Genomic DNA, 21,668 nt, shown 5'->3' on the forward strand with positions numbered 1-21,668 from the left:
TCCGAAGCAGCGCAGGGCCCCGCGCCGCCCCGCCCCCCCCGGGACGGGACAACGCGGGGTCCTGCGCTGTTCACCGGCCGCGCGGAACACGGCCCCGAGTCACCAAGGGGCCGCGCTCCAAGGGGCAGCGCTCCAAGTGGCGGCTGCCCGAAGCGCGTTCAGGCCGGAAGACCCATCAGCATCATGGGCGCGCTGGTGGGCCGCTCGGACCCCCCGGCGGGCTCTACGGTGACGCCGATGCGGGACGCCCCGCCGACCCCGCCCTCCAGGAGCACGGCCTGGTCGGGCCGGTCGGCGTCCATGAGCCCCGCGGGACGCATCGTGCCGCCGTCGTCGAACCACAGTTGGTACACCTTGCCGCGCGGCGGCCGGCTCATCCCGGAGGCCGCGAACACGGCCCGGTCCCGCTTCTCGGACACGACGACCATGCCGGTGGCGCCGCCGTGCATCGTCGCCGAGCCGGTACGGGCGTCGGGCGCGGCGAGGACCGCGGCGAGTTGCTCGGCACGCTGCTCGGCGCGGGCGCTCTGCTCGCGGGCGTCGGTCGCCTGCCGGTGCTCCCAGGCGGCGGTTCCCCCCAGGGCGGCGGCCGCAGCGAGGCACGCGGCGAGCGCCCAGCGCGACAGGGCGCGGCCCCTGCGAGCCCCGGTGCGCCCGGGCCGGACCCGCGCGGCTTCCCGAGGCGGCTCCTGCCGTACGGAAGTGATCTGCCCCAGCACACGCTCGCGCAGCTCGACCGGCGGTACGACGGACACGGCGAGCCCCAGCCGGCCGGCGGTGGCGCTCAGTTCGGCGCTCTCCTGGGCGCACGACGGGCAGCCGGCGAGATGCTCCTCGAACGCGGCGCGCTCGTCGCCGGGCAGCGCGTCCAGCGCGTACGCGCCGGTGAGGGTGTGCGGGTCGACGGTGCTCACGCGGTCACCCCCAGGCAGTCGCGCAGCCGGATCAGCCCGTCCCGCAGCCGCGTCTTGACGGTGCCGAGCGGCACGGCCAGCGCCTCCGACACCTGCCGGTAGGTGAGCCCCCGGTAGTAGGCGAGGGTGACGGCCTGCCGCTGGATCTCGGTGAGCGTCCGCAGACAGCGCCGCACCTGCTCCCGTTCGAGACGGGCCTCCACCTGCTCGGAGACCTGATCGAAGGCGGGCGTGTGGTCGAGCAGCGCCGCCTTGTGATCGCGGGCGGACGCGGCCTGCACGGAACGGACCCGGTCGATGGCGCGCCGGTGGGCCAGCGTCAGGATCCAGTTCATCGCGGTGCCCAGCTCACGCCGGTAGCGCGGGGCCGTCCGCCACACCTCGACCAGCACCTCCTGCGCCACCTCCTCCGACTGCGCCCGGTCCCGCAGCACGGCCCGCACCGTCCCCAGCACCGGGCCCGCCACCCGGTCGTACACCGAGGCGAACGCCCCCTCGTCCCCGAGCGCCACCTGCCCCACCAACTCCTGCAGATCGGGCTCTGCGGACGCATACCTGCCGATATGCACGGCTTCTTTCACGGGGTCCTCCGGGGTCGGTGGTCTACGAAGGTGATCCGGAGCCGGCACGCCTCCGGTTTGGTCGGCTGGCCAGAGGAAGGCACCTCCTCCTCGCTGCTTCCGGAGCGGAGCGGGCGGCGGATGCGGCGACGGCGCCCGCCGGTCCCGCGCGGGGCGAGGCCGGTGAACCGACGAACGGCTGTAGGCCACACGTACCTCGTCCGGGTATGTCCACGCCGGGAATGCCACGTTCTGGGCGGCGAGAGCGGCAAGGTGATGGACGCATTCCTCCAGCCCCTCAGCAGTGAGCGGCGACGAACCGCTCACCCCTACCGGAGCACCCCCCCCCATGCGAGCCTTGCGTAACGCTACTGCCGTCACGGCCGCCGCCGTGTCGATCGCGGCCGTCTCCCTCACGGCGCCCGCCTCAGCCGACGCGGGAGACCTGTCACCCGGAAGCGACGGGAAGGTCCTCGTCCGGACCGTGCCACCCGAACAGATGAAGGCCGCGACGGCGCATTGGACCGACGACCGTCTGACGAATCCCGTCAGCGACGCGATCGACGACGACGCCCTGCCGCCCCCGGGCAAGGTCCTGACCCCGGGCGGCGACCGAATCGGATACGGGCGGCCGTCCCTGCCCTATTCCCGGGGAATGGAACGCGGCGTCGGGAAGGTCGCCTTCACCACCAAAGGAAAGGACAACACCTGTACCGGCTCGGCCATCGGCGGGAACCTCGTCCTGACCGCCGCGCACTGCGTCCTGCGCGACGGCGACGCCTCGCAACCGCAGCAGGACATGGTCTTCGTCCCGGACCTCTACGGAAAGACCCCGGACAAGCCGTTCGGCGTGTGGACCGTCAAGAAGTGGTTCGTCCTCGCGGATTACGCCAAGGGGGACGACGGCGACTACGTCAGCACGGCCGGATCCGACATCGCCGTCATGCAGGTCGCCCCGTCCGCCACCGGCAAGACGCTGGCGGGCACGCTCGGAAAGGCGTACAAGACCGTCCAGACGACGAATCGTGGGCCCGTCCGGGGGACGACCTTCGGATATCCGGCCACCGGCGGAAAGAAATTCTCCGGTACGGAGATGTTCTACTGCGTCGCCGGAGTGAAGAAGGACACCGTCGTGAAACCGGTCGGGTTCAAGACGGACAACTGCGCCGGGCGGGGCGGCCACAGCGGTGGGCCCCTCTTCGGCCCGCGCGGAAACGTCGTCGGCGTATGCACGTACGGCGCGCCGCAGCAGGACGCGAACGGGCGCGATGTCTCCCAGTCCCTGCACTTCGCACGCCTCACCCCGAACACGTTCGGACGTCTCTTGAAGGAGGCGAAGACCGCCGGATGACTCGTTCGGCACCTCTCTGACGTCCGCTCAGCCCTTCGCTGTCGGTTTCGCTACGGCTTCCGCCACGGCCTTCGCTACGCGAGAGCCGTCGGCGGGCCGACCCGGGAACCCCCGGGGTACGCGACACGTACGGTCCATATGCGGTGTCCGTACGGTTCGAAGGTAGGGTGCGCGGTGGGAGGTGCTGCATGTCGGAGTTGTTCGAGGCGGTGGACGCGCTGGTCGCTTCGCGCGCCCCGCTGCCGTCCGCCGAGGAGCGCAAACGGTTGCGCGTCGCGCACGGGCTGACGCTGGACGACGTGGCCGGGGCGTTGAAGGTACGACGGGCCACGGTGTCCGCCTGGGAGTCGGTGAAGAAGCCGACCGAGCCGCGCGGTCCGGAACGTGAGGCGTACGCGCGGCTGCTGGCGCAGTTGGCGCAGCTCTATCCCGCGCCCCAGGAGCCGCCCGCTTCCGCTCCCGCCGCCACAGCCACAGCCGCCGCTACCCCCGCACCGGCCCCGGTCGCCGACGTCCCTGCCCAGACGGAGGCCCCGCCGGCCGCCGCCCAGGCCCTCGAGCCGGCGCCCGAGACCTCGCCCGGCGCCGTCCCCGCCGCCGCATCCCGCCCCACGGGCACCGCGCGCCCCACACCGGCGACCCCCCGCCGCCCGGGCGCGAAGAAGGCGGCCCCGGCCTCGCCCCCGGCGGCGGCCGCCGCCCCTGACCCCCGCTTCGAGAACGGCCCGCTGGCGGTCGTCGACGCCGTCGACGGGAACGTGGTCGCGTACTGCGCCGGCGGTCTGGTCCTCGACGTACCCGCCAAGTCGCTGCCGTCGCTGGTGGAGTGGACGCTCAGCGAGGCGAAGCTCGGCCAGCCGCGCCTGTCCGGCCCCGGCAAGGACGCCGACCCGCTGCTCGTGCTCACCGAAGCCGCGCTGGAGCGCTACGGCCTGCCCGTCACGCTCACGGACGACGAGAAGCACGCGGGCCGGATCCCCGAAAGCCACAAGGTCGTCAAGCAGCTCCAGCGCGCGCAGTGGAAGCTGACCAAGCGCGGCTTCGGCCCGTGGGCGCGGATCTACCGGCCCGCGACCGGCTCCGAGCGGGCCTGCGTGCAACTGTGCGTCCCGTCCTGGAACGCGCTGGACACCCGGCACTGGGGCGCGGCCGCGGACCTCCCGCCCGCCGAACTCGCCCGCGTCCTCGGCACGTACGCCACGCGCGTGATGACACCGCGCGGCTCCACCGCCGTCACCGGCCTGGAGCTGATGACCGCCCTGCACCCGCCGACCCGCGCCTCCGAGCCCGACGCCGACGGCAAGCGGCACTCCGCGCACAACCCCGGCTCCCTCGGCAAGGACCCGGTCGACCCGGCGCCGTGCGAGGCCCCCGACGGGCACCCCGTCCTCAAGGACCTGCCCCGCTTCCACGTACGCGGCCCGGGCGAGAAGCTGTTCGAGGAGGCGTACGACTGGGCGCGGCCGATGACCGACGCCGAATGCACCCTGCGCCATCTGGTCGGCATCGACGTCAACATGGCCTTCGCCGCCGGCGCCAACGGCCTCACCGTCGGACTCGGGGCGGCGACCCACGTCACGAACCCCGCGTTCGACCCGAAGCTCCCCGGCTCCTGGCTGGTCGACCTCTCGCACGTCGACCTGTCCCGCGTGAAGGTCGGCAAGGAGTGGGTGGAACTGGACGGCGCGCTGCTGCCGAGCCCGTTCACACCGAAGGGCGAGCGGCCCGATGGCCCGGCCTGGTACGCGACCCCGACCGTGGCGTACGCGGCCGAACTGGGCTACGAGGTACGACCCGTCGAGGCGTGGGTGCGCCATGACAACGGCCGTTACCTGGACGGCTGGTACAACCGGCTGCGCGACGCCTACCTCGCCACCATGGCCGACCTCGGCGTCGCCGCCGACCTGCCGCCCGAGGAGTTCCTCACGGCGATGAACGGCTACCGCGACCGCGACCCGGAACTCGCGGTCGTCGTCTCCGCGATCAAGGCGACCGTCAAGGGCGGTCTGGGCAAGCTCCGCGAACGCCCGCGCGGCGAGGGCTGGCGGCCGGGGGAGCCGTGGCGCGCGCTGGCCCGGCCGACGTGGCGGCCCGACATCCGGGCGGCGGTCATCTCCCGTACGCGCACCAACCTCCACCGCAAGATCGTCAAGCACGCCGCCTTCACCGGCCAGTACCCGGTGGCGATCCTGTCCGACTGTGTCGTCTACGCCGCCGCCGGGCCGTCCCCGCTGGACTTCCTGCCCTACCGCGAGGGCAAGCCGCTGCCCGGCGGTTTCAAGCTCGGCGTCAACCCCGGCCTGGTCAAGTGGGAGGGGACGCAGAGCGTCCTGTGGGGCGAGGAGGTCCGCGAGCGGTTCGACGCCCCCGACCTCAACCTCGCCCGGTACATCAAGGACGGCACCGACGCCGACAACGGAGAGTAGGAGGAGGCGACGATGAGCCTGTTCGGGGACGGCCTCGACGCCGCCGTGCAGAAGGCGTTCACGCGGCCCGCGCCCAAGAGCGCGGGCGCGCAGATGCGGTATCTGGTCAGGCAGCTCAAGGGCACGCGGGCGGTCGCCCAGATGCTGCGCATCTCGCAGCGCACGGTCGAGCGGTACGTGAAGGACCAGATCAAGAAGCCCCGCCCGGACCTCGCCGCGCGCATGGAACACGAGGTGAAGAGGCGCTGGCAGCCGCAGGTACGGGCCCGCGCCCGCCAGAAGGCGGCGACCACCGACGGCATCGTCATCGACGTCCGCGCCCGCATGGGCTACACCGCGCCCATCGGCACGACGGACCAGGACCGCATGCGCTACCTCACCGTAGGCCTGCCCCCCACGCACGCCGCCCGCCTCTTCGATGCCCAGGAGTCCGGCGCGACCGAGCAGCAGCTCCAGCAGATCGCGGCCGAAGCGCTCAAGGAGGTCTACTTCCAGGACGGCGGCCGCCGCGCCGGCTCCCTGGAGGAGATCCGCTTCACGGACATCGAGCACCTGGAGTTCGAACTGTAGGCACCGGCCCGCTACTTGACGGCCTCGGCGATCCGCTGGGCGGCCTGGGCGGGGGTGAGGTGCGTGGTGTCGACGACCTCGGCCTCGGCGTGCAGCCAGGTGCCGGCCGCCTCGGCGTAGGGCCTCAAGTACTGGAGCCGGAACGGGGAGTCGGGGCCGATCACCGTGTCGCCCGCGATGCGCGCGCGGAGGGTGTCCTGGTCGGCGTGGAGGACGAAGTGCCGGACCGGAATGCCGTGCTCCGCGAGACCCGAGCTGATTTCGCGCCAGTACTCCTCGACCAGGACGGTCATGGGCATCACCAGGGTGCCGCCGGTGTAGTCGAGGATGCGCCGGGCGGTCTCGACCACGAGGGGCCGCCACGGCGGCCAGTGCTGGAAGTTGTCCGTCGCGGGCAGCCCCGGCTTGATGTCCATGAGCGTCTCGCCGACCTTCTCGGCGTCGAACACCCGTGAGTCCGGAATCAGCGGTTGGAGGAGTGCGCTGGTCGTCGTCTTGCCCGCGCCGTGCGTGCCGTTGAGCCATACGATCATGGGCTTGACGCTAGCGGCGTGCGGGCCCCGGGCACACCTCCCGGTGACAGGTCAGCTCCGGATTCGGGTCAACTCGGGATTCCGCTCAACTCCCGTTCCGCGAAAGCGCGGAAGGTGCGCGGCGGGCGGCCGGTGAGGCGCTGGACCGTGTCGGTGGTGCGGTCCTCGGCACCTTCGGCGATGGCGTGGTCCAGGCCGACGAGAAGCGCGGCGAACTCGGCGGGCATGTCGGCCGCCAGGCGGTCACGCATCTGCTCGTACGTCAGTTGACGGTGGGTGATGGTCCGGCCGGTGACCTGGGTGAGGACGGCGGCGACGTCGCCGTAGCTCAGGGCCTGGGGCCCGGTGATGATCAGGTCGGTGTTCGGGGCCTGCGCCTCGGTCAGCGCGTGCACGGCGACGGCGGCGATGTCGTCGGCGTCGACGAACCCCACACGGCCCTCGCCGGTCGCCGTCCGGATGGTCCCGTCCGCTCGGATGGTCCGGGCGTGCGCGTGGTCGGCGGTGAAGTTCTGCATGAACCACGAGGGCCGCAGAACCGCCCACTGGGAGAACAGGCCGGGCAGGGCCTGATGGACCTGTCCCACGGCAGGCCCGCCGGCGGGGATCGCCGACGAGCTGAGCAAGACAGCGCGGTGGACTCCCGCGGCGCGGGCCTGCCGGAGAAAGGGCAGCATGACGGCCGCCGGATCCGGAGAGCCGACAGGCGGGACGAGATAGACCCGGTCCGCGTCTTCGAGCGCATCCTCGAAGGACGCGGGGTCGTCCCAGTCGAACCGTACGGGGCGGGCCCCGCCGACCGGGGTCGCACGCCGGCTGGCGGCCTTGACGCGCAGGCCCGCGGCGCCCAGCCGGGCGGCGACGCGGCTCCCGGTGGTGCCGGTGGCCCCGATGACCAGGGTGAACTTCTGGGATTCGGTCATCAGTTGCTCCTGGCGAAGTGAGTGGCGGGGTTCTGGAGGGCGAGCGGGTTCCAGTAGTCGCGGTAGTGGGTGATGAGACCGTTCTTGACCGTGACCACGGCGATGTACGACATGTCGTAGGGGCTGTCGGTGTCCACCAGGCGGCCGACACCGCGCATCTCGACCACGATGGTCTCGGGGGCGGTGGTCTGATGGATCTCCACATAGGGGAAGTCGTGCAGGTCGATGCGGTCGGGGTAGTCACGCATGTAGGCGGCGACGGCCGCCTTGCCCTCCAGCCGTTTCGGCCAGCCGTCCGGCGCGAACGGGAACTCGAAGATCCCGTTCTCGTCCCACAGGTCGATCCAGGCAGCAATGTCCTTGTCCAGCAGCGCTCGCAGGCCGTGTCGGTACAGCTCTGCCGGTGCGGTGTTCGTGCTCATGGGGTGCTCCGTCCCGTACGATACGGACCCTGAGTCCGTTTCGCGGGTTCGACGATACGGACCCGGGGTCCGCTTTGCAATGGGAGGAACCCCATGCCCGAACGCAAGCCACGCGCGGACGCCCTTCGTAACCGGGAGGCCGTCCTCGCGGCTGCCGACGCGCTCTTCGCCCGTGGTGGGAGCCCTGAGGCCATCACCATGGCCGACATCGCGGCAGCGGCCGGCGTCGGCAAGGCGACGCTCTTCCGCGGCTTCGGCGACCGCACCGGCCTGATCCACGCGCTCTACGAGATGCGGCTCGCGCCGATCAGACTCGCCGTCGAAGAGGGGCCGCCACCTCTGGGGCCCACCACGCCGCCCCTGGAGCGCGTACCCGCCCTCCTCGACGCCCTGCTCCGCTTCAAGATCGACAACCGCCACCTCGCCCTGGCGCTGGAGGGCACCGGCGGCGACAGCCCTTACGCCGCGGAACACTACGAGCAGTGGCACAGCACGCTTCGGGCCGCACTGGAGCAGATCCCCGGACTCGCCGACGCCGACAGCGATTTCACCGCACACGCGCTACTGGCCGCCGTCCGCGCCGACCTCGTCGAACACCTCGTCGGGCAAAAGCGGATGACGCGCGAGCAGATGCGAACCCGGTTGGCGGCCTTCACCGCCAGAGCCCTGGAACCCCGTGGTCCGGGCGGAGGGAGGTGAGGGGCGACTGCCAGACCTGGGGGCGACGGAAGCGTGTGGGGTACATCGGCGGGTGCGTGGGCTGCTGCTCGGCCGTTGACCTGAGGCCCACTCATAAGTCGGGTGATTCAGTCACATTGCTGAACTTAAGTATTTTAGTGCGAAGTTGACATAAAACATGCCCTGGTGGTGGTCTAGACCGCACTCGTCGCTGACGGGCGACGATCCACAAAGCCGTGGAGGCACACTGCCGATGTCTGCTCACCAACGTCCCTCTCGCCCGAGCCCCGCTCCACAACGGCCCGTCCAGCAAAGCCCCGTTCCCCGTCCCGCCCGCTTCCCCCGCGCGTTCCGACCACTGTCCGTGGGTACCGCACTGATCATGGCCATGGGCGCGTTCGCCGCCCCCGCCCAGGCGCTCGACGGCCCGGCCCCGGCCGCCGGGAAGCAGGCGGCCGCCGCGAAGCGCGGCACCCTGCCCGTCGTCACCCCGACTCCTCAGCGGATGACAGCGGCCGGCAAGGAGATCCACGTCAGGGGACGGGCGAACATCGTCGTCGGTGAGAACGTCGACGCCGCCACCACGGCCGTCGTCGAGCGGGCCCTCTCATCGGCGGGCGTCCGCCACATCACGACGACGAAGGCCGGACAGGGCGCCCCGAAGCCGCCCGCCCACGGCGCGCTGAACGTCGTCGTCGGCTCCATCAAGGACCCTGCCGTGGCCTCCGCGCTGCGTGACGCCGGCGGCACGGTGCCCGGCACCCTGGTGCCCGAGGGCTACTCGCTCGTCACGAAGAAGGCACCGGGCGGCGACCGCGTCGTCCTCGCGGGCAACGACGGCGACGGCGTGTACTACGCGGCCCAGACCCTGCGCCAGCTGGTCACCGGCAAGCGCACCATCGCGTCCGTGTCGATCACCGACCACCCGAGCATGCCGCTGCGCGGCAGCATCGAAGGCTTCTACGGCGCTCCCTGGTCGCACAGCGACCGCCTCGACCAGCTCGCCTTCTACGGTGAGATCAAGGCCAACAGCTACATCTACACGCCCAAGGACGACAAGTACCTGCGGGACCAGTGGCGTGAGCCCTACCCCGCCGACAAGCTCGCCTCCCTGCGCGAGCTGATCCAGGAGGCCGGCAAGCACCACGTCGGCTTCACCTACGCCCTGTCCCCGGGCCTGTCGATCTGCTACAGCGACCCGGGCGACCTCGACGCCATGAAGAAGAAGATGGGCACCCTGTACGAGCAAGGCGCCCGCAGCTTCTACGTGGCACTCGACGACATCAGCTACACCAAGTGGAACTGCGCCGGCGACGAGACCAAGTACGGCGCCCCGGGCCGGGCCGCCGCAGGCAAGGCGCAGACCGACCTGCTCAACGCGGTCCAGCGCGAGTTCATCGACACGCACAAGGGCGCCGAGCCGCTCCAGTTCGTACCCACGGAGTACTCCGACACGGCGGACTCCGCGTACAAGAAGGTGCTGCGCGAGCAGCTCGACCGGAAGGTCGTCGTCCAGTGGACGGGCACGGACGTCGTGCCTCCGTCGATCTCGAAGGCGGACGCCGACGCGGCGGCCAAGGTCTGGGGCCGCAAGGTGTTCCTCTGGGACAACTACCCCGTCAACGACTTCGGCCAGACCGAGGGCCGGCTCCTGATGGCCCCCTACGACAAGCGCGAAGCGGGTCTGCACGACGCACTGAACGGCATCGTGCTCAACCCGATGAACCAGGCCCAGCCCAGCAAGGTCGCGCTCATGGGCGGCGCCTCCTTCGCCTGGAACGACAACGACTACGACCCGGTTCGTACGTGGCGAGCTGCCGCCGACCATCTGGCCGGGGGCGACCAGCGCACGGCGCGGGCCCTGCTGGCGTTCTTCGACACCGAACACCTGGCACCGACCTTCGGCCCCACCGCCTGGCAGCCTCAGGCACCCGAACTCGCCGCCAGGATCGCCGACTTCAAGAAGGCATGGGGCGGCGGCCGCACCGGACGCGAGGCCGCCCTGCGCACCCTCGGCGCGTACGCCGACCAGCTCGCCGACGCGCCCCGGCAGATCCGTACGGGGATGAAGCACAACCAGGCGTTCCTGGCGCAGACGAAACCCTGGCTGGACGCCCTCGACCTGTGGGGTGCCTCGTTCCGGAGCTCCCTGGACGGCATGCGTGCCGAATCGGACCGCCCCGGCAGCGGCAAGGCCGACTTCGACAAGGCGGCCCGGCTGGCGAAGGAAGCCGCGGCCATCAGGACGATCCCCGGCACCACCCGGCCGCAGGGCCCGGTCAAGGTCGCCGACGGAGTCCTCGACACCTTCATCGAGGAGGCGCCGACGATGTGACGCGCCCGCTCGCCCGGGTGACGCACGGGTGAGGACCCGTGCCCCTCCGCGCACCGCGAGGCCCCGCCCGTTCCTGGTAAGGAGCGGGCGGGGCCTCGTGTGAAACCAGGACGGCCAGTTGACCCAGTACTGTTTTCAGCACCCCTACCTGTCACTACCTCAGTGGGGGGGTGAGGGAAGAGCTGTGCCGGAAAGTGCGGCAATACCTGACCGCGCGGATCACCGCGGAAGTACTTCGAGCGGTTCTGCCGTTTCTCCTGGTCACCCGATGTGCCGGCCGGAGAGTCGGGTAGCGGGGGCCGGGGATGTTTGGCACGGTGGAAAGGCACGGCTCGCGCTTCTCGGGAATCGGTGACCAAGGCATGGCCTTCTTTGCGCTTTCTCAGCACAATCCGCTTGTTCTGCTTTCCGTAGGTGATCTGGTCCATGAGTACGACCGTCTCTCCACGGAGAACCAGCAGTTGGAGAAAGCGGTCTCCTCCCACGCGACCATCGACCAGGCCATCGGCGTGGTCGTCGTCATAGCCGCGGTCTCCCCGGAGGAGGCGTGGCGCGTCCTGCTGGACGTCTCACAACGGAGCAACGTCAAACTCCGGCTGGTCGCCGAGCGCGTCCTGCACTTCGCCCAAGGCGGCGACCTTCCTGTGGAGGAGCGGGTGCAATTACAGAGGGCCATCCGCCGCCTGAGCGCGCCCCCGGGAGGCTCCCGGCCGGCGCGCGTCGGCGTGGACGGTGTCCCCGGCCCCGGCCGGGGGACCGATCGCCCGGCCGGGAGGCCGCACGCCGGCCCCGCGGCCCGGCCCGGGGTACCCGTGGACAGGAGCAGACGGAGCCCGGTCACGCGATGAAGGTGCCGTCCTGCGCGTGCAAAGAGCGCCATCGGCCGCGCCGCACCTCGGCCCCGGGACGCGCCGGCTGCGCCGTTCCCCGCGTGTAGCGGTCTCCGTAAAGCGGGCGCGGCTCACACCTCCGGCGCGCTCCATGTGTAGACGAAGCGCAGCATCCCGGTCGTCGCGCGGGCACGGGCCAGCGCCTCCTGCGGCGATTCCCCTACGGCGATGACAAGGCCGGAGCGGTCGAAGTTCTGACGGACCGTGGGCTGGGGACTGCCGGGTTCCTGGAGCAGCGTCACGGTGTCCACGTACGGCATCTCGCGGACCTCCTCGACCCCCTCCACCCTCAGCAGGGTGTGCGTCGGCGGCCCGGACGGAGCCGCGTACCAGACGGCGGCGCTGCGCACGGGGGCGATCTCGGCGGGCAGCAGCGCGGCGACGTCGTCCCCGATGCTCTGCCGCGCGATCAGGTCGTAGAGGTCCACCTCGGTGGCGAGGCGTACGAGGTCCATGATGGCGTCCCCGGCGACACGGTTGTGCATCTCGATGATGCGGGGCCCGCGTGAGGTGAGCATGACCTCGGTGTGCGAGGGGCAGTCGTGGAAGCCGAAGGCGTCCAGGACCCGGACGACGTACGCGGACACCGCGTCGTACTCGTCGGAGGTCAGCGGCGCGGGCACCACATGCCCCCGCGACACGAACGTCTCCGGGTCGGTGAACTTCCGGGTGACCGCGACGACACGGTGCTCGCGGCCGACGGAGATCGCCTCGACGCTGTACTCCTCGCCGTCCAGGAACTCCTCCACCACCACCCCGCGTTCGACATGATGCGGGCCGACCCGGCGCAGCGCCGCCTCGACGTCCTCGGCCGCGCCGACATACGACACGCCGATGCTGGCCTCGGTGTCCACCGGCTTGACGATGCACGGCAGGCCGATGTCCTCGATGGCGTCCAGGACGGCCTGCCGCCCGCGCGCGAAGCGGTACCGGCAGCTCGGGATGCCGTGCTCGTCCAGGACGGCCCGCATCCGCGCCTTGTCCACCACCCGCTCGTACAGATCGACGTCGACGGTGGTCGGGACGCCCAGTCGGTCACTGACGGCGCGCACGATCGGATACGTGTGCTCGTTGAACGCGGCGACGGCGTCGAAAGGCGTACGGCGGTGCAGGGACTCGGCGACGTCGGCCCACAGGTCGGGGGCGGCGCTGTCGTCGAGGATGACGACGTGCGTGTAGAGGCCCACCGCGTCCTCGGGCCGTGCCCTGCCCCGGGGGACGAAGAGGACCAGTTCGTGTCCCAGGGCACGGAGGCGGTCATGGCACATCCTGTTGGTGCCGGACACGAGAATTCGCATGCTTCCTCACTTGGCTCAGTGCGGGTCCGAAGGGTCCGGGCGGGTCCGGGCGGGGCCTGACGGGCCGCCCGGCCCCGCTCATGTGGTGCTTCGGCGGGTCGGCGCGGCGGGCAGCGGTTCGCGGTCCACGCGGACCAGCTCACGCGCCGCCTCGGCGTTCGTGACGGCGTCCTTCGTGCTGTCGCCCGCGCACAGGACGTACCCCTGCCGGTCGGCGGAGGACAGGAGCGGGCCCAGTTCCTGACCGGGCCGCAGCGAGCACTCCACGCGGACGACTCCCGGGGCGCGCTCCGCGTCGGGCACTCCCTCGACCTGCCGGACGCGCGTGTTCTCGTACGAGAAGAAGCGGATGGCGGCGCCGCGCGCCTCGGGGACGCGCGGCGGGTCCGGCAGGTCGAGCAGCGCGCACATGGTCTCCGTCATCTGGTCGCAGCCGGTGACCATCTGGCACATCTCCCAGATCTGGTCGCCGCCCACGCGGGTCTGCGCCTCGATGAGACGCGGGCCGTCCGGCGTGAGGCGCACCTCGCTGTGGACCGGGCCCGTGCGCTGCCCGATGACGTCGAGGAACCGCAGGATCAGGTCCTCGACGGCCTGGTGCGCGCCGGGGTCGAGGCGGGCCGGGCTCTGGTGGCCCAGCTCCACGAAACCGGGGAAGTCGGTGGTCAACTTCTCCGTGATCATGACGAGTTGGTGCCCGCCGTGCCGGGACATCGTCTCGACGCTGAACTCGGGCCCGCTCAAGTACTCCTCGGCCAGCACCGGTTCTGGCCCGGACACCGCCGTGGTCCAGGCCCACCGCTCGGCGAGCTGCCGCGCGGACTCGACCACGTAGACGCCCTCGCTGAGACCGCCGGCGGTCGGCTTCAGGACGATCGGGCCCGCGATCTCGGCCAGGAAGTCCCCCGCGTCCTGTGCGGACCGGCACACCCGGTGCCGTACGGGGCTCAGCCCGTGCCGGTCGAGCAGCGCGCGGGTCCGCGTCTTGTCGCGGGTGGCGAGGACAGCGGCGAGATTGTCGCCGGCGACGCCCAGGTCGACAGCCGCGCGGGACGCGGGCTCCAGGCCGTACTCGGTGAAGGAGACCACGGCGTCGAAGGGGTCCGCCGCGTGCCAGTCGCGGGCCACCGGCAGGAACGCGTCCGGGTCGCGGTAGCCGAGGACGGCGTACCGCCCGGTGCGCGCGGCCTGTTCGTCGCTCGCCAACTCCGGGACCTGGACCATGGAGTGGCGCACCCCGAGGGCGGTCGCCTTGGCCAGTTCGTGGGCCTGGCCGCCGATGCCGCCGACGACCAGGATGTTGCGCTGCCTCATGGACGTTGTCTACCTCACTGACGCAAGCGGGACAGGTCGATGTCCATCCGGTCGGCCAGCGCGCGGGCCCTGGCGACGACGACGTCGAACAACTCGGAGTGGGTGACCTTCAGTTCGTCGGGGTTCAGGGCCAGCGCGAGCAGTTCCCCTACGCGCTGGCGGACATGGGCTTGCAGGTTCGCGCTGTCCAGGGCCTTGCGGCCGAGCCCGATGGAGTCGCTGAGCAGCTCGATGCGGTGGAACCAGCGGGCGGGGAGGTGGAGCACGTCACCGGGCCGCAGCACGAAGCGCATGAGCCGCGTCCCGGGCGCGGCGCACAGGTCCGCGATCCGCGCCTCGCCGCCGGGCCCCGGCAGGAGTTCGGCGTCGGGGCCCATGATGTGCCACAGCTTCTCGCCGACGATCTGCACATGCATCACGTCGACAGAGTACGAGTCCTGATGGAGCCGCGTGACGCCGCCGCGCTGGCCGATCCAGAGCTGATGATTGGCCGAGGCGGCCTCCCCGTACAGGTCCCGCCGGAAGTCGTACTGCGCGATGTCCAGTTCGGGCATGTCCGGCGCGAGCTGCGGGGCGATGGTCTGGTAGTACCACTCCTGGAGATAGAGCGGGGAGCCGCCGTCGGCGTTCTTGTCCAGCAGGCGGACGAACTCGCCGAAGGTGGTCCTGCGGGCCGACCTGCTGGAGTAGCTGTCCACCGTGACGGGCACGTCGGCACAGCGCACGGCCAGGTTCTCGAAGGTCCAGCCGCGTACGGAGGGCCAGTCGGCGGCGTAGCCCTCCAGCACGACCGGGCGCCCCTGCGAGCGGTACTCCCGGTCGAACTCCTCGCGGGTCAGGCCGCGGCGGCGCTCCAGCTCGGGGGCCGATCCCAGCGCCTCAGCGAGCGGGCCGGAGTGGAAGGCCGCCTCGACCGTGCGGAGGGCGTCGATGTCCTGCCGTTTCAGCAAGTTCGGCTCGTTCTGCTGCATGGCGATGCCTCTCTCGGTGCGCGGGTGCGGGGGTGGGCGGGGCGGCGCTGATGCGTGGGCGGGCGGGCGCGCTGGTTCCCGTGTGGGCGTCAGGCGGCGAGCAGACGCAGCAGCCTCGCCACCGCGTCCTTGCGCAAGGACTCCTGGTGGGGCAGCCAGTCGTGGACGAAGTGGCCGCAGTCCTCCAGGCGGACGACGTCGACGGACCGGGCGCGGGTGGCGTGGGCGAGGTAGCCGTCGACGACCTCGGGCGGACACACCTCGTCCCGGCCCGCGCCGAAGATCAGCAGGTCGCCCTCGAAGTCGCGCAGCGCGGCGTACGCGGGCGAGTCGGGATGCCGCGCCGGGCGCACCAGGCTGCCGTCGAAGGGCAGGTCGATCGCGTGCGCGGGGTAGGTGGCCGGGCAGAACAGGACCAGGCCGCGCGGGCGCAGCTCCGGGACGGTCCAGGCGGCCAGGTGGGCGCCCATGCTCGTGCCGATGACCACGGGCGGCCGGGTCTTGTCGAGCAGGCCGGCCGCCGCGAGGGTCTCGGCGCGGCGCCGGCGCAGGGTGGACCGGCTGAGTTCGCCGGTGCTGTCGCCGTTGCCGGAGAACTCGAAGGTGAGTGAGGAGTGCCCGTGCGCCGCCAGCGCGTCGAGCAGATAGCGCGTCCGGTGCCGGGTCGTGGTGGGCCCGAGGCCGTGCAGGACGAGGACTCCCGGGTCGGTGCCCTCGTCGCCGCCGACCGTGGTCGCCGCCAGCCGTTCGGCGTCGGCCTCGAAGACGAAGTCGCGGTGCACGGGACCTCCTTGCGGGCGGGATGACGCGGGTACGGGGCTCACCTTGCGGCGCCTGCCTCCTGGAAGCGGTCCTTGCGTACGGAGGGCCACTCGTCGCGCAGGATGCTGTAGTAGACGACGTCGCGGCGGCGGCCCCCCGGCATGAAGTTGAAGCTGCGCAGGACCCCCTCCTCGACGGCGCCGATGCCCGCGAGTCCGGCGCGCGCCCGCTCGTTGAGCACGTCCGTCTTGAACTCGACCCGCTCACAGCCGAGTACGTCGAAGGCGTGATCGAGGAGGGCCAGCTTGGTCGCCCGGTTGACGCCCGTCCCGCGGGCGCCCGCGGACAGCCAGGACCAGCCGATCTCCAGACGCCGGTCGGCCGGGGCCAGATTGCCGTAGGCCGTGCTGCCCACGATGCGGCCGGTGGCGTTGTCGACGACGGCGAACACGATGCGCGTGCCCGTCAGCGTGTCCCGGATGGCGCTCTCCATGAAGGCGTGCAGGTCGGCGGGGGTCTCGATGCGCTGTACGAAGTAGCGCCAGATCTCGGGCTCGTACACGATCCGTGCGAACGCCTCGGTGTCGGTGACGCGGACGCGCCGCAAGGTCACCCGGTCGTTGGCCGGCTCGATGCCGGCCAGTTCCTCCCAGCTCACTTCTTAGGTCCCTCCGTCTGCTCTCGGGGCGGCTCGCCGGCCGCGGGGGTCACCAGTACGGGTGCTTCGCCCAGGGTGCCGTCGTTGCACAGGGGATGCTTGTCGTAGGCGCGGTCCAGATCGTCCGCGTAGCGCGCGCCGATCCGGGAGCGCACCAGCTTGTACTGGGCGTTGAGCAGGCCGTTCCCTACGGAGAATGGTTCGCTCGCGACGACGGCCGCGTAGACGCGCTGATCGAAGCGGAGTTCACGGTTCAGCGCGGTCAGGTCGCGGGCGAGGCCGTCCTCGTCGAGGTCCGGGACGGCGGGGGAGACGACTACCGCGAGGTAGGGGCGGCCGTCGCCGAAGACGGCGCAGTCGTGCACCTGGGGCAGGTCGCGGACGCGTTCCTCGACGGCGGGCACCAGGATGTTGAGCGCGGTGCTCAGCGAGACGATGTCGTCCACCCGGCCGTCGATGTACAGATAGCCGTCCTCGTCGACATGGCCGAGGTCGTAGGTCTTCACCTCGCCCGTGGGCAGGAACGTCTTCTCGCTCGCGCCGGGCGGGCAGGCGGCGTAGCGCGTGTTGAGCGGGGCGTCGCCGCCGACGATGAGGATGCCGTCCTTGTCGAAACGGACCCGCTTGTGCGGCAGGACCTTGCCGACGCTGCCGATCCGGAAGGCGCCGGCATGGTTCTTGGAGACGATGCAGGTCTCGGTGAGGCCGTAGCCCTCGTAGAGAGGGACACCGGCGTCGTTGAAGAAGTGCAGCATCTTGCGTCCCGCCGGCGCGGAGCCGGTCCACAGATAGCGGACGCGCCCGCCGAGCGCCCGCTGGATCGCCGCGCCCCTGCTCGTCAGGTCGGAGCAGTCGCCTTCGGCCTCCAGGCGCGTCATGAGCTGTTCGTAGAAGCCCGGCACGCCCATGATCACGGTCGGCGGGACCGCGCGGGCGGTCTGCGCGGCGCTGCCCCGGTCGGCGAGGGTGACGTCATGGCCGTAGGTGAGGGCGGAGTAGATCCAGAAGCGCTGTTGCAGGAAGTAGAGCGGGAGGAAGACCAGGAGGTTGTCGCCGTCGCGGTGTTCGAAGATCTCCTGGACGGCGAGCATCGACCGGTTGGTGCTGGCCACCGTGGCCTCGATGCTCTTGGGCGGCCCTGTGCTCCCGGAGGTCTGCTTGATCGCGCAGATGTCGGCCGGGTCGTAGCCGGGGTGGGGCGGCAGCTCGCCCGGGCCTTCGGGGTCGAGGGCCCAGGCGAGGACCTGCGTGACGCCCTGCACCACCGAACCGGCGACCGCCTCTTCGGCGTGGCGCGGGTCGTCGGTGAACAGCAGGCGCAGCCCGAGGTCGCGGGCCATGGCCGCCGGTTCGTGCCGGCCCGGCTCGATGGCGGCGGTCACGGCGCCGAGCTTGAGCGCGGCGAGGTCGAGCAGGACCCACTCGACGCGGTTGTGCGCCATGACGCCGAGCCGGTCACGCGGGCGGACGCCGAGCGCGCTGAGCCGGGCGGCCACGCGTCGGGCCCCCGCGTCGAGTTCGGCCAGGCTCAGGGAGCGCAGGGTCTGGGCGTCCCGGTAATGGAAGCGGTGCCGGGTGTCCTGGCACACGGTCCGGGCGACGAGGTCGATGACATCGGCGACCGGGGCGGGCGGGCTCGACGCGGGCCCGGCGGTCTGTTCGCGCATGTGGGTTGTTTCCCCCTGGTCAGAGGCTTCCTGGGCAACGGGCGGTGGGCACGGGCGGCGTGGGCGCGGGTGGTGTCGGCGCGGGTGGCGGCGGCATCGGGGTCCGGATTCCTGGCCGCTACGGGAGGGCGGTCACCCGGCGACGGGCAGCGCACCGGCGGCCGGGGCGCGGGCCGCCGGGGCGCCGGCGGCGAGGGTGTGGGCGTGCAGCCGCTCCCAGCCCTTGGACGCGTACCAGTCCCGGTCGAAGCCGGCCATCGCCCGCACCGGCAGGGTGCCGTGCTGCACGCCGTCGGCGAGCGTCCGCCAGAGCTCGTCCACGAGGGAGCAGTGGCGTACGGCCTCGCGCAGGTCCCGCAGGGTGTAGGCGGGGCCCTCCATGCGTACCAGCCGGATGTCGTAGCAGCCGCGGAAGCCGTGCCCGAAGACCGTGAACGGCGGATGCCACACCTGGGCGCCCGGCGCGCGGATGGAGTAGCGCACCCGTGAGGCGACGTGACCGCCGTGGTGGTGTTCGGCGTGCGCGGCGATGTCGGGGACCTGCGGCGGAAAGAAGTAGTGCCGCTTCCCGGGGATGTCCTCGCGGTCGAACTCGCCGGGGGCGAAGTGCCAGCGGTTGTACATCATGCGCTGCGCGGCCCGCCACAGGATGGGCCCGGTCTCCTCGCCGGCGGCGGCCATGCGGGTGGTGTGGGGGAGGCAGCAGCAGAAGAAGTCGCCCTTCTTGAGCGTCAGAACGCCCTCGGGGCCGCCTGGGCGGGCGCCTCGTAATCGGGTGAGGTCGCGGACCGAGCTGGACATGCCGTAGTCCGACTCGGTGGCGTGGACGGCGGAGAGCACGATCGCCGCGAGAAGTTCACCGACGGCGCCATGCCCGCTGCCCGCGCCCTCGGCGTCGCGGCGGGCGGCCGCGGTGACCAGGGAGCGCAGGTCCGTCCGGGCGTGCCCGGACGGCTCGACGCCCAGGTGCGCGCGGCCGTGGCGGGCGACCAGCTCCGGCAGGACGCGGGGGTCGCGGGGGAGCGGGAAGTCGGCCAGGTACTCCTTCTTCACGAAGGTCAGGCCGTTGATCCGGCGGTAGCGCATCAGCGGCGCGCGCCGGTCGACCTCGTACTGCAGGACACGTACCTCCTCGGCCAGCCGGGGCAGCGGCAGTCCGCCCGGGACGGCGGCGGCGCGGCCGAGCGCGGCGCAGTAGGCGGCGTGCCGCTCCAGAAGGAACTGGCGCAGGCCGGTGACCGACAACTGCGTCCCGTTGAACTCCTCGAAGCGGACCGATCGGCCGCTGCTGAACAGGCAGTGCGCGAGGACCACGAACAAGCGGTCGGCCGCCGTCCAGTCGTCGAGCGGCCGTTCGCGCAGGGCCACGAGGCGGCCCTCGCGGGTCAGCGTGTTGCTGCCGGCGTCGGACTTCGAGAAGACCTCGCGTCCCACGAACACGTAGACGGTCTCCACGCGTTCCACCCAGTCGGCGAGCTGGGCCAGCCTGCGGTCGAGTTCGCCCGTGCGCCGCCATCCGTCGAGAATGGCGTCGACCTCCTGGAATTCGGCGGCCTCTCGCGCCCGCGCGGCTTTTTCCTCCTCGTCGACCATGTCGAGGATCTCGGGCGGAACCCGCATCCAGGCGAGCGGATCAGCACCGGATTCCGGCGGCTCGCCGGGTTCCCAGAAGGAGACTCCGCAGAGCGCGGAGCGGGTTATCGCAATACGCCCGGCGGCGAGGTCCGGGGCCTCGGTGATGTCGATGTCGGTCCGTCCAAGGACGTGCTGGACCAGCAGGGACTCCCAGGAAGTCAACCTCCGACACGCGAGACCGAAAGGAATACGACCATGGTTCGTGAGTTCTCCGAGAAGCCAGCTCGACGCTTCCTGCACACGCACGACGGCGCCCTCCTGTCCTGGCCACAGGCGCGCAGACCATCGCCTGTTCCGGGTGAGCCGTTTATTGGTGCCACAGAACTTGCTGCGCTGTGCGACGGGGGGTAACTCATTCATCGTGACGACGGCACGCGGCGGCGTATACGCATTTTTCGGCCGTAGCCGCCGACGGTGTGTTTTCGGCCCGAGCCGGAGACACCATCGGCGGGGTGCGGGACAGCGGGAGAACCGCCACTGCGGCTCGAACTCGCGTACGTCCGCCGCGGGTCACGGACGCCTTCACGGACGCCTGTGGACGACGCCTTCCTTCATCACGAAGTCGACCCTGCCGGTGACCTCGATGTCGGAGAACGGGTCCCCTGGCATGGCGATGACGTCGGCGGACCTGCCCGGCGCGATCACGCCCACGTCGTCCAGGCCCAGCAGTTCCGCCGCCACACTGGTCGCCGCCCGCAGCGCCCGCGCCGGGGTGATGCCGGTGGAGACGAGCATCGGGAACTCGCGCCAGTTCTCCTCGTGGGGGAACATGCCGGCGTCGGTCCCGAAGGCGAGTTTCACGTCACTGCCGGCGACCGCCTCCGCGCTGTCGAGCAGCGCCTTGCGGTACTTCTGGAACTTGCGGCGCTTGTAGAGCGGCTTGTCAGCCCAGTAGGCGTCGTCGTCGGCCCGGCGCGCGTCGTCCAGGATCGTGTACTGCGTCGGCACCAGGAACACCCCTTCGCCGGCCATCATCCGCAGGGTGTCCTTGGAGGCCAGGTTGCCGTGGTCGACGCTGCGCACCCCGGCCCGTACCGCGCGGCGCACGCACTCGTCCCCGTAGCCGTGCGGGGTGGCGGGCACGCCCAGGTCGCGCGCGGTCGCCACCAGGGTGTCCATCTCCTCCTGGCTGTACGTGGTCTGCGCCGGGTCGTCGGAGGGGCTGGAGAACCCGCCGGAGGCCCCGAACTTGATCCAGTCCGCGCCACCGCGGATCTCGGTGCGCACCCGAGTGCGGATCTCGTCGCAGCCGTCGGCGGCGGACAGCTCCAGCAGCCGCCGGTGCCCCTGGAACTGCCCGTCGACGACCGCGCTGAAGTCGCCGTGCCCGCCGCGCGCCGAGATCATGTGGGGTGCCACGAGCATGCGCGGCCCCTCGATCAGGCCCGAGGCGATCGCGTCGCGCAGGGCGACCGTGGTGAACCCCAGGTCGGGGCACATGAGATCGCGGATCGTCGTGAACCCGTTCCTGAGCATCGTCCGCAGCACCGGCAGGGCGTGCAGCGCGTGGGCGGCCTCCGACTGGGTGAGCGCCGGGGCGAGCAGCGGCTGGATCGTGACGTGCGTGTGGCAGTCGATGAAGCCCGGCGTCACCGTGTGCCCGGACAGGTCGATGGCCTCGGCCCCGTCCGGCGCCGGAATCTCCTCGCCGACCTCGGCGATACGCCCGTCACGTACCAGGACGTCCCGGGGGCGCCCCGGCCCGTCGGCCAGGCCGTCCCACACCGCGGCACCCGTCAAGAGCGTGGCCACACCGTCCTC

At 71.6% G+C, this 21,668-nt stretch carries 19 protein-coding genes; 6 read left to right on the forward strand and 13 right to left on the reverse strand.

Annotated features, from left to right (window positions below):
- Positions 1-158: 158 nt before the first annotated feature.
- Positions 159-914 (reverse strand): anti-sigma factor, encoded by a 756-nt coding sequence (locus ACZ7LY_RS14195; RefSeq protein WP_471624846.1) that lies wholly within the window; start codon positions 912-914, stop codon positions 159-161.
- Positions 911-1,495, reverse strand: a complete 585-nt coding sequence (locus tag ACZ7LY_RS14200; RefSeq protein WP_471624847.1) for a sigma-70 family RNA polymerase sigma factor — start codon at positions 1,493-1,495, stop codon at positions 911-913. The genes ACZ7LY_RS14195 and ACZ7LY_RS14200 overlap by 4 nt, the downstream gene beginning before the upstream one ends.
- Positions 1,496-1,832: 337 nt before the next feature.
- Here ACZ7LY_RS14200 and ACZ7LY_RS14205 point away from each other — a divergent pair, with 337 nt between their 5' ends.
- From ACZ7LY_RS14205 to tpg, 3 genes are all read left to right on the forward strand, one after another.
- Positions 1,833-2,825: a trypsin-like serine peptidase gene (locus ACZ7LY_RS14205; RefSeq protein WP_471624848.1), complete on the forward strand. Its 993-nt coding sequence runs from the start codon at positions 1,833-1,835 to the stop codon at positions 2,823-2,825.
- Positions 2,826-3,013: 188 nt separating this feature from the next.
- Positions 3,014-5,251, forward strand: a complete 2,238-nt coding sequence (tap, locus tag ACZ7LY_RS14210; RefSeq protein WP_471624849.1) for a telomere-associated protein Tap — start codon at positions 3,014-3,016, stop codon at positions 5,249-5,251.
- A gap of 12 nt (positions 5,252-5,263) precedes the next feature.
- Positions 5,264-5,821 (forward strand): telomere-protecting terminal protein Tpg, encoded by a 558-nt coding sequence (gene tpg / locus ACZ7LY_RS14215; RefSeq protein WP_471624850.1) that lies wholly within the window; start codon positions 5,264-5,266, stop codon positions 5,819-5,821.
- A gap of 11 nt (positions 5,822-5,832) precedes the next feature.
- On the opposite strand, the gene ACZ7LY_RS14220 is transcribed toward tpg, so the two are convergent.
- The 3 genes from ACZ7LY_RS14220 to ACZ7LY_RS14230 form a co-directional block, all read right to left on the reverse strand.
- The gene (locus tag ACZ7LY_RS14220) at positions 5,833-6,354 is read right to left on the reverse strand and encodes a P-loop nucleotide/nucleoside kinase family protein (RefSeq protein WP_471624851.1); all 522 of its coding nucleotides are present in this window, start codon (positions 6,352-6,354) and stop codon (positions 5,833-5,835) included.
- Between the two features lie 68 nt (positions 6,355-6,422).
- On the reverse strand, positions 6,423-7,277 hold the full coding sequence (locus ACZ7LY_RS14225) for an NAD(P)H-binding protein (protein ID WP_471624852.1): 855 nt from the start codon (positions 7,275-7,277) through the stop codon (positions 6,423-6,425).
- On the reverse strand, positions 7,277-7,699 hold the full coding sequence (locus tag ACZ7LY_RS14230) for a nuclear transport factor 2 family protein (protein ID WP_471624853.1): 423 nt from the start codon (positions 7,697-7,699) through the stop codon (positions 7,277-7,279). The genes ACZ7LY_RS14225 and ACZ7LY_RS14230 overlap by 1 nt, the downstream gene beginning before the upstream one ends.
- Positions 7,700-7,792: 93 nt before the next feature.
- On the opposite strand from ACZ7LY_RS14230, the gene ACZ7LY_RS14235 reads away from it, so the two are divergent.
- The 3 genes from ACZ7LY_RS14235 (at position 7,793) to ACZ7LY_RS14245 (ending at position 11,560) form a co-directional block, all read left to right on the forward strand.
- Positions 7,793-8,398: a TetR/AcrR family transcriptional regulator gene (locus ACZ7LY_RS14235; RefSeq protein WP_471624854.1), complete on the forward strand. Its 606-nt coding sequence runs from the start codon at positions 7,793-7,795 to the stop codon at positions 8,396-8,398.
- A 361-nt stretch (positions 8,399-8,759) separates the two neighbouring features.
- A complete protein-coding gene (locus ACZ7LY_RS14240; protein WP_471624963.1) occupies positions 8,760-10,712 on the forward strand; it encodes a beta-N-acetylhexosaminidase family protein in 1,953 nt (650 codons plus the stop codon).
- Positions 10,713-11,074: 362 nt separating this feature from the next.
- Complete coding sequence (locus ACZ7LY_RS14245) at positions 11,075-11,560, forward strand: ANTAR domain-containing protein (protein WP_471624855.1); 486 nt, start codon at positions 11,075-11,077, stop codon at positions 11,558-11,560.
- A 113-nt stretch (positions 11,561-11,673) separates the two neighbouring features.
- Here ACZ7LY_RS14245 and ACZ7LY_RS14250 read toward each other — a convergent pair whose 3' ends face one another.
- The 8 genes from ACZ7LY_RS14250 to ACZ7LY_RS14285 form a co-directional block, all read right to left on the reverse strand.
- Positions 11,674-12,900 (reverse strand): ATP-grasp domain-containing protein, encoded by a 1,227-nt coding sequence (locus ACZ7LY_RS14250; protein ID WP_471624856.1) that lies wholly within the window; start codon positions 12,898-12,900, stop codon positions 11,674-11,676.
- 78 nt (positions 12,901-12,978) lie between these two features.
- A complete protein-coding gene (locus tag ACZ7LY_RS14255) occupies positions 12,979-14,214 on the reverse strand; it encodes an ATP-grasp domain-containing protein (protein ID WP_471624857.1) in 1,236 nt (411 codons plus the stop codon).
- Positions 14,215-14,228: 14 nt separating this feature from the next.
- On the reverse strand, positions 14,229-15,185 hold the full coding sequence (locus ACZ7LY_RS14260; RefSeq protein WP_471624858.1) for a cupin-like domain-containing protein: 957 nt from the start codon (positions 15,183-15,185) through the stop codon (positions 14,229-14,231).
- Positions 15,186-15,274: 89 nt separating this feature from the next.
- Positions 15,275-15,967 (reverse strand): alpha/beta hydrolase, encoded by a 693-nt coding sequence (locus ACZ7LY_RS14265; protein ID WP_471624859.1) that lies wholly within the window; start codon positions 15,965-15,967, stop codon positions 15,275-15,277.
- A gap of 38 nt (positions 15,968-16,005) precedes the next feature.
- The gene (locus tag ACZ7LY_RS14270; RefSeq protein ID WP_471624860.1) at positions 16,006-16,605 is read right to left on the reverse strand and encodes a GNAT family N-acetyltransferase; all 600 of its coding nucleotides are present in this window, start codon (positions 16,603-16,605) and stop codon (positions 16,006-16,008) included.
- Entirely contained in the window at positions 16,602-18,272 is a 1,671-nt protein-coding gene (locus tag ACZ7LY_RS14275; protein ID WP_471624861.1) for an AMP-binding protein, read from the reverse strand. Before ACZ7LY_RS14275 ends, ACZ7LY_RS14270 begins: the two co-directional genes overlap by 4 nt.
- 132 nt (positions 18,273-18,404) lie before the next feature.
- Complete coding sequence (locus ACZ7LY_RS14280; RefSeq protein WP_471624862.1) at positions 18,405-20,069, reverse strand: hypothetical protein; 1,665 nt, start codon at positions 20,067-20,069, stop codon at positions 18,405-18,407.
- Positions 20,070-20,429: 360 nt separating this feature from the next.
- Positions 20,430-21,659 carry a metal-dependent hydrolase family protein gene (locus ACZ7LY_RS14285; RefSeq protein WP_471624863.1) on the reverse strand — a complete coding sequence of 410 codons (1,230 nt, stop codon included), beginning with the start codon at positions 21,657-21,659 and terminating at the stop codon, positions 20,430-20,432.
- Between the last annotated feature and the right edge of the window lie 9 nt (positions 21,660-21,668).

It is taken from the genome of Streptomyces sp. NPDC107550 (assembly GCF_055639095.1).

Coding starts and splice junctions, on each gene's coding strand:
- ACZ7LY_RS14235 (WP_471624854.1), top strand. CDS start 7,793: ATGCCCGAACGCAAGCCACGCGCGGACGCCCTTCGTAACCGGGAGGCC.
- tpg (WP_471624850.1), top strand. CDS start 5,264: ATGAGCCTGTTCGGGGACGGCCTCGACGCCGCCGTGCAGAAGGCGTTC.
- ACZ7LY_RS14230 (WP_471624853.1), bottom strand. CDS start 7,699: ATGAGCACGAACACCGCACCGGCAGAGCTGTACCGACACGGCCTGCGA.
- ACZ7LY_RS14245 (WP_471624855.1), top strand. CDS start 11,075: ATGGCCTTCTTTGCGCTTTCTCAGCACAATCCGCTTGTTCTGCTTTCC.
- ACZ7LY_RS14260 (WP_471624858.1), bottom strand. CDS start 15,185: ATGCAGCAGAACGAGCCGAACTTGCTGAAACGGCAGGACATCGACGCC.
- ACZ7LY_RS14275 (WP_471624861.1), bottom strand. CDS start 18,272: ATGCGCGAACAGACCGCCGGGCCCGCGTCGAGCCCGCCCGCCCCGGTC.
- ACZ7LY_RS14250 (WP_471624856.1), bottom strand. CDS start 12,900: ATGCGAATTCTCGTGTCCGGCACCAACAGGATGTGCCATGACCGCCTC.
- tap (WP_471624849.1), top strand. CDS start 3,014: ATGTCGGAGTTGTTCGAGGCGGTGGACGCGCTGGTCGCTTCGCGCGCC.
- ACZ7LY_RS14240 (WP_471624963.1), top strand. CDS start 8,760: ATGGCCATGGGCGCGTTCGCCGCCCCCGCCCAGGCGCTCGACGGCCCG.
- ACZ7LY_RS14255 (WP_471624857.1), bottom strand. CDS start 14,214: ATGAGGCAGCGCAACATCCTGGTCGTCGGCGGCATCGGCGGCCAGGCC.
- ACZ7LY_RS14220 (WP_471624851.1), bottom strand. CDS start 6,354: ATGATCGTATGGCTCAACGGCACGCACGGCGCGGGCAAGACGACGACC.
- ACZ7LY_RS14225 (WP_471624852.1), bottom strand. CDS start 7,277: ATGACCGAATCCCAGAAGTTCACCCTGGTCATCGGGGCCACCGGCACC.